This is a genomic window from Mesorhizobium sp. WSM4819 (genome assembly GCF_055811215.1).
In genome coordinates this window covers 220,775-233,859 of sequence record NZ_JBVVQO010000004.1, presented here as the reverse complement: position 1 = coordinate 233,859, position 13,085 = coordinate 220,775, and the positions used below count along the sequence as shown (strand labels likewise).

Below are 13,085 nucleotides of genomic sequence, written 5' to 3'. Positions count from 1 at the left end.
GTTCTTATTTGGCGTCTTCGATTGCGTTGACCAACTGGGTCACGGCCTCGTCCGACGTCTTGATCTGGCCGTGGACGAATTTCGAGACGACGTCCTTGTAGGCATTGGCGACGGCCGGCGGCGCGCCATAGCCCTGCGCCAGCGAACCGAACAGCGTGCCGCCTTCGTTGGCGGCCTTCAGGTCGGCCATGCCCTTCTTGCCGCAAGCGTCGAAATCGGTGTCGGGCACGTCGGTGCGGGCCGGGACCGAGCCCTTGACGACGTTGAAGGCCGACTGGAAGCTCTTCGACAAAGTTGCGGTGGCCAAGGCGGCCTGGGCGGCCTTGCGGTCCTCCGGAACGTCGAACATGCCGAACATGTCGGAGTTGTAGACCACGCTGCCGTCGGTGCCCGGGAAGCGATAGCACAGGAAGTCGGTGCCCGGGGTCTTCTTGGCGGCGTTGAATTCGCCCTTGGCCCAGTCGCCCATCACCTGCACCAGAGCATCGCCCTTGATGACCATGGCGGTGGCGAGGTTCCAGTCGCGGCCGGAGAAGTTCGGGTCGACATAGGTGACGAGCTTGGCAAGGTTGTCGAACGACTTCTTCATCGTGTCGGACTTCAGCTGCTCTTCGTCGAGGTCGTTGAAGGCCTTTTTGTAGAACTCAGGTCCGCCGGTCGACAGCACGACCGAATCGAACATGGTGGCTTCCTGCCAGTTCTGGCCGCCAAGCGCGAGCGGGATGACGCCCGCCGCCTTGGCCTTGTCGAGCAGCGCGATGAATTCGTCGAAGGTCTTGGGCTCGGTGCCGCCGATCTTGTCCATCACCGCCTTGTTGATCCACAGCCAGTTGACGGAGTGGACGTTGACCGGAGCCGCGACCCACTTGCCGTCATAGACCGAGAATTTCTGCAGGGCGGCCGGCACGGATTTGTCCCAGCCTTCCTTTACCGCCGTCTCGGTCAGGTCGCCCATCACGCCGGCAGCCGCGTAATCGAGCACGGTATAGCCGAGCATCTGCGAGGCAGTCGGGTAGTTGCCCGCCGCGACCATCGCCTTCAGCGCGGTCATGGCGGCGTCGCCGCCGCCGCCGGCCACAGGCACGTCCTTCCAGGCAAAGCCTTGCTTGGCCAGATCCTCCTTGAGCACGTTCAAGGCAGCCGCTTCGCCGCCAGACGTCCACCAATGCAGCATCTCGACTTCCTTGACGTCCTGGGCATGGGCTGCGAACGCAAGACCCGAGCCGAGAGCCGTTCCGATAAGCAGTTTGCGCAACATGTACTTCCTCCCTTGTTGCAGCTACACGACCGGCTGATATCCGCCGGGTTCTTCACAGCTCAGCCGACCCACCATCCGGTGCGCTGGCCGCGATGAAACTGGATTGTCTTTTCCTCGGTATAGTCCTCGACGGCGCGCTTGCCGAGTTCGCGTCCGAGACCGGATTGCTTGTAGCCTCCGAAAGGCAGCTCGGGATAACCTTCCATGAACGTGTTCACCCAAACGGTTCCCGAACGCACACTCCGCGCCACCGACATGCAGGTGTCGATGCTGGCGCTCCACACACCCGCCGATAGACCATAGGGCGTGTTGTTGGCGATGCGCAACGCCTCTTCAATCGATCCAAACGTCAGCACCGACAGCACCGGGCCGAACACTTCCTCACGTGCAATGGCCATGTCTTCGGTCACGCCGCGAAGGATGGTCGGATCGAGATACTGACCGGCATTGGAGGCGATCTGCTTGCCGCCGCTATAGACGCTGCTGCCGTCGTTTGCCGCCGCCGCCACGTAGCCGGTGACCTTGGAGAGGTGCTCGGAAGAGATCATCGCGCCGACCTTGGTGCTGTCGTCGAGCGGATCGCCGACGGTGACCCTGGCGGTAAGCGCCTTCACTGCGCCGAGGAAGTCGTCGGCGATCGCCTCATGGACGATCAGCCGGCTGCCGGCGTTGCAGCATTCGCCGGCGTTGAAGAAGCCGCCGAACACCGCCGCGTCGGCGGCGGCTTCGAGGTCGGCATCTGGAAAGACGATCTGGCCGTTCTTGCCGCCGAGCTCCATCGAGACCTTCTTCAGCGCGTTTGCAGCCGATGCCATGGTCACCTTTCCGACCCGGGTGGAGCCGGTGAACGACACCATCTCGACCAGCGGATGGCTGACCATCGGCGCGCCAACATCTGCGCCCAGTCCAGCGAGGATGTTGACGACGCCATCCGGCAAGCCGGCCTGCATCAGGATGTCGCCGAGCACGAAGGTCGAGGCCGAGGTCATCTCGCTCGGCTTGGCCACGGCCGTGCAGCCGGCGGCGAGCGCGAACGGCAGTTTCTGGCTGACGATGAGGAACGGAAAATTCCACGGCGTGATGATCGAGACGACGCCGATCGGCTCACGCAGCACGACGCCCAGCATGGCGTCGCCGAGGTTGGCGTAGGTCTCACCATGCAGCGTGCGGGCAAGCGCCGCGGCATAGCGCCAGATGTCGACGGCACCCCCGATCTCGCCGCGCGCCTGGGCGATCGGCTTGCCGGATTCCAGCGCGTCGAGCCGGGCAATCTCCTCGAGCCGCGCCTCGATCAGGTCCGCCGCCTTGAGCAGGATTGCGGCGCGCTCGCCGGCCTTCATACGCGTCCAGGGGCCGGTCTCGAAAGCCTTGTGCGCGGCCTGTACCGCCGCCTCGACTTCCGCCGCGCCGGCTTGCGCATAGCGCGAAACGGTGAAGCCGTGGCCGGGGCTGTTGCGCTCCAGCGTGCGGCCGTCGCGGGCATCGACGAACTTGCCGTCGATCAGCAGCCGGTAGGTCTTCGGTGCTGCGGATGCCTCGGCGGGCATGGCGATGGTGAGGGGCAAGTTCATGTGAGTTCTGGGTTCCGCTTGCATTCTCATGATCTTGAAAACGCTGGTTTCTGCTTGGCCTTGAAGGCGTCGACACCGGCCTTGAGATCGCCGGTCAGCGCGATGAAGCCGCTGGCCAGCGCCTCGGTTGCGGCGGTACTGTCCTCGCCTTCGGCGATCGCGATCATCAGCTTGGCGGCCTCGGTTGCCAGCGGGCCGCGCTCGGCGATCTTGCCGGCCCAGGCCCTGGCCTCGGTGAATGCGTTGCCCGTTTCGACCACCCGGTCGACGATGCCCAGAGCGAGTGCTTCGGCAGCCACGAACAGTTCTCCGCCAAGCGCCATGCGCCGCACCGTCTGGGCGCCGAAGCGGCGCACCGCGCGCTGCGTGCCGGACCAGCCGGGCACCACGCCGATCGAGGTTTCCGGAAAACCCAATTTGACCTGCGCCTCGGCGACGCGGAAGTCTGTAGCGACCGCCAGTTCCAGCCCGCCACCCAGTGCATGGCCGGACAGAACGGCGATCGTCGGCTGCCGCAACCGCGCCAGCCGATCGAAGACGCGGTGGCCGTAGCGAACCCATTGCACCTGGAAATCGGCGGCGCTCATTTGCGACCAGGCTTCGACGTCGCCGCCGGCGCAAAAACCCTTGCCTTCGCCGCACAGCAGCACGACGCGGACGCCGTCCGCGGCCTCGGCCGTATCGAGTGCGGCTTCCAGCGCGCGCAGCATCGCGATGTCGAGCGCGTTGAATTTCTCCGGCCGGCGCAGCGTGACGATGCCGATGGCACCGTCTTTTTCAAAGCTGACGAGACGCTCAGCCATGCGCGCCTCCAAGCGAGGCGCCGCCATTGAGCGACAGTCCAATCGGCCGGTCACGGTAGAGCGCGTCCGGCGTGACCTTCAGGTCGTTGGCGACGGCGAGCGGGATCTCGGCCTGCGCCAGCACGTCGCGCTCGAGGTCGATGCCCGGTGCCAACTCAGTCACCATCAGCCCATCCGGCGTCAGCTTCATGACGCAGCGCTCGGTGACATAGGTGATGTCCTGTCCTTGCGCGACAGCGCGCTTGCCCGAGAAGGAGATGTGCTCGACCTCGGCGACCACCTTCTTGACCTTGCCTTCCCCGTCGATACGGATGCCGCCATCGGCCAGCGACAGTTTGGCGCCGGCATTGAAGAAACCGGAAAAGACGATCTTCTTCGCCCGCGCGGTGATGTCGACAAAACCGCCGGCGCCGGCGGTGACATGCGGTCTGGCCGAAAGCTTCGACACATTGACCGAGCCGTGGCGGTCGATCTGCAGGAAGGACAGCAGCGACGCGTCGAAACCGCCGCCCTGGAAGTAGGTGAACTGGTGTGGCGAAGGCATGAAGGCGTCGGCGTTCGACGAGCAGCCGAACTTGAAATCGAGCAGCGGCACGCCGCCGACCGCGCCCTGTTCGATCACCCAGGTGACCTTGCCGTGCTGGCCTTCCTCGATAAGGATGCGCGGCACGTTGGCCGAGATGCCGAAGCCAATGTTGACGGCCATGCCGTCGGCAAGCTCCATGGCGACGCGTCGCGCGATGACCTTCTGGACACTCATCTCGGCGTTGCGGAAAGTCGACAGCGGCCGGAAGATCTCGCCGGAGATGGCCGGGTCGTAGGGTGTCAGCGTCGTCTGCAACTGGTCGGGCGCCACCACGATATGGTCGACCAGCACACCGGGCACGCGCACATCATGCGGTTTCAGCGTGCCGTTCTCGACGACGCGCTTGACCTGCGCGATGACGATGCCGCCATTGTTGCGGGCGGCGAGCGCCTGCTCCAGCCCGCCGAGATAGGCGCCCTCGTGCTCATAGGTGAGGTTGCCGCGCTCGTCGGCGGTGGTGGCGCGGATGATGGAGACATCAGGCACGATCGAGCGGAAATAGAGCCATTCCTCGCCGTCGAACTGCTGCACCGAAACGATCGGCTCGCTGGCCGCCGCATTCATGGCGCAGCCCTGATGACGCGGGTCGGCGAAGGTGTCGAGGCCGACCTTGGTCAGCACGCCGGGGCGCTTGGCAGCGGCCTCGCGATGCATGTCGAACAGGATGCCTGAGGGCACGTTGTAGGCGGCGACCGAATTGTCACCGATCATCTTCCAGATCTGCGGCGGCTCCGAAGAGGACGGGCCGGACGGATAGGAGCCGCACAGCGTGCGCTTCAACAGGCCGGGCTTGGCCAGATGGTCGATACCCCTGATGCCGTACATGTCGCCGGCCGCGATCGGGTGCAGCGTTGTGATGTTCTTCGGTTGGCCTTCCGCGTCGAAGCGCTCGCCGATCGCGGCGAGCACCGCATCCGGGCAGCCGAGACCGCTCGACGACGACACCGAAACGACCATGCCGTCCATGATCAGGCTGGCGGCTTGCGCTGCGGAGACGAGTTTGCTCACGCTGCGCCCCCGAGATTCGGATCGATCGCGACCGATTTTCCGGCCTTCGCGGATTGCAACGCGGCTTCGGCTGATGTCAGCGACCAGACGCCGTCCTCGCCGGTGGCCGACGGCTGGCCTTCGCCACCGATCGCCGCATGGAACTGGCGCAATGACCTGACATAGAGATCTTCGCGGTCGAAGCTCAATTCCTCTTCGCCCGTTGCCGTGCGCAGCAGCAGAGAGCCGATCGGCTTCTGCGTCATCACATCTTTCGCGATCAGCGAGCCTTCGCTGCCATGCACCTCGAAGCCTGTGCCGGCGAATTTGGTGGTGAAACCCTCATGCGACTGGGCGATGATGCCCGATGTGAAGCGCCAGATGCACATGGCGCCGTCTTCCAGCCCGCCGCTGGCCATGCCTGCGGCCTGGGTGAACGCCGAAACCTCGAGCGGATCGTCGCCGAGCACGAAGCGCAGCGTGTCGGCATCGTGCACGGTGATATCGAGCACCACGCCGCCACCGGCTTCCGGCCTGGTGATGCGCCAGCCCTGCAGATTTTCAGGCAGATAGACCGAGTGGAAGACGCGCGCGGCAATCGGCTTGCCGATGCGGCCGGCGGCAATGGCTTCGCGCATCGCCCGGTGCGAGCCGGCATTGCGCAGATGATGGTTGGTGCCGAGCACGAGACCGGCCGCCTTGGCGGCGGCGACCATCTTCCGCGCATCGGCGCTGGTCAGCGCCAGCGGCTTTTCGCACAGCACATGTTTTCCCGCGGTGATGGCGGCTAGTGCCTGTTCGAGATGCAGTTCGTTGGTGGTCGAGATGTAGACGGCGTCGATGCCGGAGCCGAGCAATGCATCGAGCGTCGAGACGGCGAGCGCAATGCCGTTCTCCTTGGCATAGGCAGCGGCGCGCTCCGGGCTGGAACTCATCACCGCCGCGATCTCGCTGTTCGGTTGCGCGCGAATGGCGTTGATCACGAATTGTCTGGCGATCGTGCTTGCGCCGATCAGTCCCCATCTTACGGTCATGCCGCGTCTCCCATTCCGGCACGGCGATCAGGACCGCAACTGTCCCTGACGACGAGGTTGACGGCGCCGATATGATCCTCGGCGCGCGTGGTGCGCGACTGGATCATCTTCAGCATGACATGGGCGGCGCGCTCGCCGAGGCCTGCCGAATCCACTGCGACACTGGTCAGCGCCGGCATGTAGTGCTGGGCTTCGATCACGTCGTCGAAGCCGACAACGGCGAAATCCGCGCCGGGCTCGAGGCCGCGCTTGCGCAGCGCCAGCATGACTCCGAAGGCAACCGCATCGTTGAAGCACAGCGCCGCGCTCGGCGGCTCGGCCATGGCGAGGGCCGTCTCCAGGCAGGCAATGCCGCCCTTGCGGCTGGTTTCGCCTTCGACGACGAGCGTGTCGCGCTTGGCAATGCCGAGCCCCTCGCAAGCCTCGCGAAAACCGCCCAGCCGCTCGTGATAGACTACCAGATCCGATGAGCCGCCGAAGAACGCCAGCCGGCGATGCCCTTTGCCGATCAGATGGGCGGTGGCGAGCCAGGCGCCGCGATGATTGTCGGGCGCTATCACCGGGATGCGGCTTTCAGGAAGGCGGCGCATGGTGAAGACGATCGGAAGGCCCGCCATCTCGATGCGACGGAAAGCACCAGGGGTCGTGCCGCGCGCCGGCGACACGATCAGCCCGGCGACACCTTGCTCCATCAGCGATTTCAGCACCTCTTCCTGGCGCACCGGGTTTTCCGCCGTGTTGGCGATGAACGGCACGATATCAGCCGACTGGAACACACGCTCCATGCCGACCGCCATTTCGGCGAAGAACGGGTTGGTAAGGTCGTTGATGACCATGCCGATGACGTTGGAATGGGCCTTGCGCAGATTGGCGGCGCCGCGGTTGTAGACATAGCCGACATCCTCGATCGCCTTGCGAACCTTCAGCGCGGTCTCAGGCCGGATCAGGCCGCTGCCCTGCAGCACCAGCGACACCGTCGACTTGGACACGCCCGCCTCACGGGCAATGTCGAGTATCGTCGCCTTGGGCCTGCTGGCCATTCAGATACGTCCTCCGCTTTTTTCTGGCCGAATTTATTGGAACGTTCTAATTCTGAGCTGGATTTGAGTCAATCAGGATTTTTCCCGAATTCGAAAAATCTGGCAATCGGCGCTTAAATGTCGCTCTTAAAACGGATTTCTTCGCTGCAATGCAGCATTTTAGGGTATAGATCGAGAATCCAAAAAGGTTCTTGATTTGTTGGAACGTTCCATTTAATAGCGCGACCAAGGGAGAGATCGATGGACATTGCCTTGCCCGGGGAGGGCGGTCGCAGCACTCGCTACCGCCTTGTCGGCCATCCGGCACAGCCGGTGATCGGCGCGCGGTTTTCGCGTATCGCCTATGCCGCCGCCCATGTCGTTGCCGATCCCCTCGCGATGACCGATCCGTGGGCTCATCCAGCGGTCGACTGGGAGCGCACGATGGCGTTCCGCCATCATCTGTGGCGGCTCGGCTTCCGCATCGCCGAGGCGATGGATACCGCGCAGCGCGGCATGGGTTTCGACTGGACCAACGCCAGGGAATTGATCCGCCGCTCGATCGCCGAGGCGCGGACCGTCGAGGGCGCCGACCTCGCCTCAGGCGCCGGAACAGACCATCTGGCGCCAGGCGCCGCCAGGACGCTCGACGATGTCATCGCGGCCTATGAGGAGCAGTTCGGTTTCATCGAAGGCCTCGGCGGCAAGGCGATCATGATGGCCAGCGGCGCGCTGGCGGCTGTCGCCAAGGGTCCCGACGACTATGCCAGCGTCTATGACCGCATCCTGTCCCAGGCATCCGGCAAGGTCATCCTGCACTGGCTGGGCGACATGTTCGATCCGGCGCTGAAGAATTATTGGGGCAGCCATGATTTCGACACCGCGCTCGACACGGTCGTCGCCATCGTCGAACGCCAGGCCGGCAAGGTCGAGGGGATCAAGATATCGCTGCTCGATGCCGGCAAAGAGATTGCCCTGCGCAACCGGCTGCCGGAAGGCGTCATCATGTTCACCGGCGACGATTTCAACTACCCCGAGCTGATCGCCGGCGACGGCGAAAGATATTCGCATGCGCTGCTCGGTATTTTCGACGCTATCGCGCCGGTCGCCAATGCCGCGCTGGCGAGGCTGGCCGACGACGATCGCGCCGGCTATGACGCGCTGATGGCGCCGACGGTATCTCTGTCACGGAAAATCTTCGAGGCGCCAACCGAGTACTACAAGGCCGGTGTCGTCCTCATGGCCTGGCTGAACGGCCACCAGGACCATTTTTCGATGGTCGGCGGCATGCAGTCGGCACGCGGCATTTGCCACTATGCCGATGTGTTCCGCCTCGCCGACCAGGCCGGATTGCTGGCCGACCCGGAGCTTGCCGTCGCCAGAATGAAGAGCCTGTGCGCCGTGGCGGGTGTCTGACCGCCATACCACAAGAAGAGCTCGCCCGAATCTCCGATTTGGCTTGTCTCGGCAAATCTGTATGCGGTATGCGTCCGACGCAAGGTCCATCCGGCCCCGACGCCAGATGGTCATAGCGGCCGTTCTGCATAGGGATACGCCAATGGATTACGACCTAAGGGGCAAGCGCATTTTCGTGGCCGGGCATCGCGGCATGGTCGGCTCGGCCTTAATGCGCAGGCTGGCGGAGGAGGACTGCGAGGTCCTGACCGCATCCCGCGATGAACTCGACCTGATGGACCAGGCCGGTGTGCGGCGCTGGATGGCTGGCCACAGGCCGGACGCGGTGGTTATGGCGGCGGCCAAGGTCGGCGGTATCCTGGCAAACAACAATTTGCCGGTCGATTTTCTGCAGGACAATCTCATCATGCAGACCAATGTCATCGAGAGCGCCTTCCGCAACGAGGTGCAGAAATTGCTGTTTCTCGGTTCGTCCTGCATCTATCCGAAGTTTGCGGCGCAGCCGATCTCCGAGGATGCCTTGCTGACCGGTCCGCTCGAACCGACCAACGAATGGTATGCGATCGCCAAGATCGCTGGGCTGAAACTGTGCCAGGCCTATCGGCGCCAATACGATGTCGAGTACATCTCGGCGATGCCGACCAACCTCTATGGCCCCGGCGACAATTTCGACCTTTCCACCAGCCATGTCGTGCCAGCCCTGATGCGCAAGGCGCACAAGGCCAAGCGCGCCGGCGACAAAACCCTGGAGGTCTGGGGATCGGGCACGCCGATGCGCGAGTTCCTGCATGTCGACGACGCCGCCGACGCTCTGGTCTGGCTGCTGAAAAACTATGCCGGCGACAGCCACGTCAATGTCGGCTCGGGCGAAGACATCACCATTGCCGAACTGGCCCGCACCATGCTCTCCGTCGTCGGCGCCGAGGCGGTGCTCACATTCGATGCGACCAAGCCGGACGGCACGCCGCGCAAGCTGATGGACGTATCGCGCCTGTTTGCCACGGGCTGGCGCCCGCGGTACTCGCTTCAGAGTGGCTTGGAGCAGACCTATGCCTGGTTTCTCCAGCATATCGAGACGGGCGATCTCCGCCTCGGCGCGGCGTGATCGTCGACGCTGATCGCTGCAACCAGACATGACGGCCTGGGCGGCGGCCGTCTCTTGGCGATGGCCAATGCAAACTCGCTCACCGATATGTTGGATACCGTTTCGGATTCACTTGGAAGAGCGATCCCCCGGGACATCAAAATTCATATCGTCTCGTCGGTAAGGCCGAAAAAAAGCTCTGCCGACTTCAATGAGAAGCATTGGCTGGGGCCAAAAATCAAGCGGCCCGATTTGGCGTTCTCGAGAATACGGCATTCACGCGGTCCAACCAGAAGCGCGCCCGTAAGACGAGGAAATCCACGGGGTGCGAGTGACGGCGGATTGTCTGGATGGTGGGCGTGACAGGGATTGAACCTGTGACCCCTGCAATGTCAATGCAGTGCTCTCCCGCTGAGCTACACGCCCATCCGAAGCCGCGCATACACCATTTTTGCCACGGCGCGTCAATAGCAGGAAAAGGGAAAGAAAGGTTCGTCTTGCCGCACCGTCGAAGGCGCGCCGGAGGCCGGCGGCGGAAAACGTGTCAGGCTGCCTGCAGCATCTTTTCGACCTCGTTGACGAGGTCACGCAGATGGAACGGCTTCGACAGCACCTTGGCGTCTTTCGGCGCCTTGGAATCCGGATTGAGCGCAACGGCCGCGAAGCCGGTGATGAACATCACCTTGAGGTCTGGATCGATCTCGGTGGCGCGGCGGGCGAGTTCTATGCCGTCCATCTCCGGCATGACGATATCGGTCAACAGCAGCGAGAACGGCTCTTCGCGCAGCCGCTCATAGGCGCTGGCGCCGTTGTCGAAGTCGCTGACCTGGTAGCCGGCACGTTCCAGCGCCTTGACGAGGAACCGGCGCATGTCATCGTCGTCTTCCGCCAGTAGAATGCGTGCCATCTTGTCCCGTCCGAATCACCCGCCCGGGACTGCCGTGGGGCAGCCCGTTAACCATCCTGTATATGAGGAGGTGAGGGTAAACATCAAGTGAACGATAAAGGCCCGATCCGGCTTTGACAAAGCGGTCCGGACGCCGAAACGCTGGACATGCGGCCGGCGAGGTGGCACCTTTCAAACCATGATGCATTGGTGTTTCCGGGTACGTTCAAATTGAAAACGGCAGCCGAGGATTTTTCGGTCGTTCCCCCCTTCGAAATCCGGTCGGGCGCCGAACAGCGTGTCCCCTTCCTCTTCAACTCGCCGCATAGCGGCCGTCACTATCCGGACCGGTTCCTGGCCATGGCAAGGCTGGACCGAAACGCCATCCGCCGCTCCGAAGATTGCTATGTCGACGAATTGTTCGGCGGCGCGGTCGCGCTCGGCGCGCCGATGCTGGCGGCAAACTTCCCGCGCGCCTATCTCGACGTCAACCGGGAGCCTTGGGAACTCGATCCGCGCATGTTCGCCGAACCGGTGCCGTCGTTCTGCAACATCCGTTCGGCGCGCGTCGCCGGTGGGCTTGGCACGGTGCCCAAGCTGGTGGGAGAGGGGCTCGAAATCTATGCCGGCCGCTTGCCGCTGGCGGAAGCCGTCGCGCGTATCGAGGCCGTCTACAAGCCTTATCACGAGACGCTGAAACGGCTTTTGACCAGGACCCATGCGCGGTTCGGCTTTGCCGTGCTGATCGATTGCCATTCGATGCCGGCGAGCATCAGGGTCGGCGACAGCGGCGTCAGGCCCGACTTCATCGTCGGCGACCGTTTCGGCATCTCCGCCGCGGCAGCGTTGACCGAGACGGCGATCGGCCTGCTCATCGGCATGGGCTATACCGTCGCCCATAACAAGCCCTACGCCGGAGGCTTCATCACCGAGCACTATGGCCGCCCCGTGCGCCATCTCCATGCGCTGCAGATCGAGGTCAATCGCGGGCTCTACATGAACGAGCGGACGTTCCAGAAATCCGCCGGCTTCGATGCGCTCGCCGACGATCTGGCGCAATTCTCGGCCGACCTGATGGCAATGCCCGACCACAATTTTATCGACCTGCCGCTTGCCGCCGAATGATCGCCGAAAAACGAAACGAGATCTTGCGCCGGATAAAGGCATCGGCGTGCGGGTCGGGACGCGCAATCGGCTGAGTGCCGCGCCGAAAAAAAGACCGCATCGTTTGCACGACACGGTCGAAGTCTAGGGAGGAAACGCCCAAGGAGGGCATGGACAGGAGAGCCTGTCCGAGAACAAATCTATTGTGCGATGCACAAATGTCAAGCCGCCGTGCGGCGTTTTTAATTCACTATGATGTGGAAACTGCGTTTCGAGGGCGCCAGCGTTGCATTCGAGCAACAGTCGTCGATGCGCAAAAGTCTCGCACGCCCTTGTTTTGGCGGAAATCCACAGGCAGACGATGGTTCCAGCACGCTAAAGCGCCTCGCGTTTGACCGGACGACGCGCTTTAGGTTGTTGTTTTATGCATGTCGTTATCGCAAAACCGCTGCACACTTTTGCGCGACATGCATTACGCGGGAGAATCAGTTGGACATCAGCATCGATTTCATGCGGCGCATTGCGGATGCCGCCGCAGCCGAAACCTTGCCGCGCTTCCGCAGCCAGGGCGCGGTCGCCAACAAGGAGCAAGGCAGCTTCGACCCGGTCACCGAGGCCGACCGCGAGGCCGAGCGGGTCATCCGCGCGCTTATATCAGCGGAATATCCCGATCACGGCATTCTCGGCGAGGAGCATGGCAGCGAGAACATTTCCAGCAGGCATGTCTGGGTGATCGATCCGATCGACGGCACCCGTGCCTTCATTTCCGGCCTGCCGGTGTGGGGAACCTTGGTCGGGCTGACGGTCGACGGCGATGCCGTCGCCGGCATGATGTCGCAGCCCTTCACCGGCGAGCTTTTCTACGCCAACGCGTCCGGCGCCCATTATGAAGGCCCGGGCGGACCGCGAAGGCTGACCACACGCAAGACGACAAGCCTCGCCGAAGCGACGCTGTTCACCACCACGCCAGCACTGTTCAAGGGAGACGCGCGCCTGCGCTACGACCTGTTCGAGCGGCAGGTCCAGCTCGCCCGCTACGGTACCGACTGCTATGCCTTCGCCATGGTCGCGGCGGGAAGCGTCGACATCGTCGCCGACCCCGGTTTGAAACCCTACGATATCGTCGCGCTGATCCCGATCATCGAGGAGGCCGGCGGCGTCGTCACCACCTTCGAAGGCGGACCGGCGGAAAGGGGCGGCGACATCCTGGCTGCGGCAACGCCGGAGCTTCATGCCGCCGCGATGGCGGCGTTGCGTGGCTGAACCGGCTGGGCAGCTGGCCATTATGGACTGCAGCCCACGGCGACGATAACCCAATGCTCCTGACGGCAGGGTGT

At 63.5% G+C, this 13,085-nt stretch carries 11 protein-coding genes and 1 tRNA gene; 4 read left to right on the top strand and 8 right to left on the bottom strand.

Going from position 1 to position 13,085, the window contains the following annotated elements:
- Positions 1–4: 4 nt before the first annotated feature.
- Genes AC0L18_RS06415 through AC0L18_RS06390 form a run of 6 tightly spaced genes read right to left on the bottom strand, consistent with a single transcriptional unit; the run spans position 5 to position 7,279 of the window.
- On the bottom strand, positions 5–1,258 hold the full coding sequence (locus AC0L18_RS06415; protein ID WP_091600411.1) for an ABC transporter substrate-binding protein: 1,254 nt from the start codon (positions 1,256–1,258) through the stop codon (positions 5–7).
- 59 nt (positions 1,259–1,317) lie between these two features.
- On the bottom strand, positions 1,318–2,829 hold the full coding sequence (locus AC0L18_RS06410; protein WP_473491123.1) for an aldehyde dehydrogenase family protein: 1,512 nt from the start codon (positions 2,827–2,829) through the stop codon (positions 1,318–1,320).
- A gap of 26 nt (positions 2,830–2,855) precedes the next feature.
- Positions 2,856–3,632 carry an enoyl-CoA hydratase/isomerase family protein gene (locus AC0L18_RS06405; protein ID WP_473491121.1) on the bottom strand — a complete coding sequence of 259 codons (777 nt, stop codon included), beginning with the start codon at positions 3,630–3,632 and terminating at the stop codon, positions 2,856–2,858.
- On the bottom strand, positions 3,625–5,226 hold the full coding sequence (locus tag AC0L18_RS06400; protein WP_473491120.1) for an acyl CoA:acetate/3-ketoacid CoA transferase: 1,602 nt from the start codon (positions 5,224–5,226) through the stop codon (positions 3,625–3,627). The genes AC0L18_RS06405 and AC0L18_RS06400 overlap by 8 nt, the downstream gene beginning before the upstream one ends.
- Positions 5,223–6,239, bottom strand: coding sequence for a Gfo/Idh/MocA family protein (locus tag AC0L18_RS06395; RefSeq protein ID WP_473491119.1), 1,017 nt, complete (start codon positions 6,237–6,239; stop codon positions 5,223–5,225). The genes AC0L18_RS06400 and AC0L18_RS06395 overlap by 4 nt, the downstream gene beginning before the upstream one ends.
- A complete protein-coding gene (locus AC0L18_RS06390; RefSeq protein ID WP_473491118.1) occupies positions 6,236–7,279 on the bottom strand; it encodes a LacI family DNA-binding transcriptional regulator in 1,044 nt (347 codons plus the stop codon). Before AC0L18_RS06390 ends, AC0L18_RS06395 begins: the two co-directional genes overlap by 4 nt.
- Before the next feature lie 240 nt (positions 7,280–7,519).
- On the opposite strand from AC0L18_RS06390, the gene AC0L18_RS06385 reads away from it, so the two are divergent.
- Positions 7,520–8,674: a dihydrodipicolinate synthase family protein gene (locus AC0L18_RS06385; RefSeq protein ID WP_473491116.1), complete on the top strand. Its 1,155-nt coding sequence runs from the start codon at positions 7,520–7,522 to the stop codon at positions 8,672–8,674.
- Positions 8,675–8,816: 142 nt separating this feature from the next.
- The gene (fcl, locus tag AC0L18_RS06380; RefSeq protein ID WP_473491114.1) at positions 8,817–9,779 is read left to right on the top strand and encodes a GDP-L-fucose synthase; all 963 of its coding nucleotides are present in this window, start codon (positions 8,817–8,819) and stop codon (positions 9,777–9,779) included.
- 330 nt (positions 9,780–10,109) lie between these two features.
- On the opposite strand, the gene AC0L18_RS06375 is transcribed toward fcl, so the two are convergent.
- Both AC0L18_RS06375 and cpdR read right to left on the bottom strand, forming a co-directional pair.
- Positions 10,110–10,184, bottom strand: a tRNA-Val gene (locus tag AC0L18_RS06375).
- A 118-nt stretch (positions 10,185–10,302) separates the two neighbouring features.
- The gene (gene cpdR, locus AC0L18_RS06370; protein ID WP_006199474.1) at positions 10,303–10,665 is read right to left on the bottom strand and encodes a cell cycle two-component system response regulator CpdR; all 363 of its coding nucleotides are present in this window, start codon (positions 10,663–10,665) and stop codon (positions 10,303–10,305) included.
- A 147-nt stretch (positions 10,666–10,812) separates the two neighbouring features.
- Here cpdR and AC0L18_RS06365 point away from each other — a divergent pair, with 147 nt between their 5' ends.
- Together AC0L18_RS06365 and hisN are read left to right on the top strand one after the other, a co-directional pair.
- Positions 10,813–11,769, top strand: coding sequence for an N-formylglutamate amidohydrolase (locus AC0L18_RS06365; RefSeq protein WP_473491113.1), 957 nt, complete (start codon positions 10,813–10,815; stop codon positions 11,767–11,769).
- 468 nt (positions 11,770–12,237) lie between these two features.
- Positions 12,238–13,011 carry a histidinol-phosphatase gene (gene hisN, locus AC0L18_RS06360; protein WP_473491111.1) on the top strand — a complete coding sequence of 258 codons (774 nt, stop codon included), beginning with the start codon at positions 12,238–12,240 and terminating at the stop codon, positions 13,009–13,011.
- The last annotated feature ends 74 nt before the right edge of the window (positions 13,012–13,085 follow it).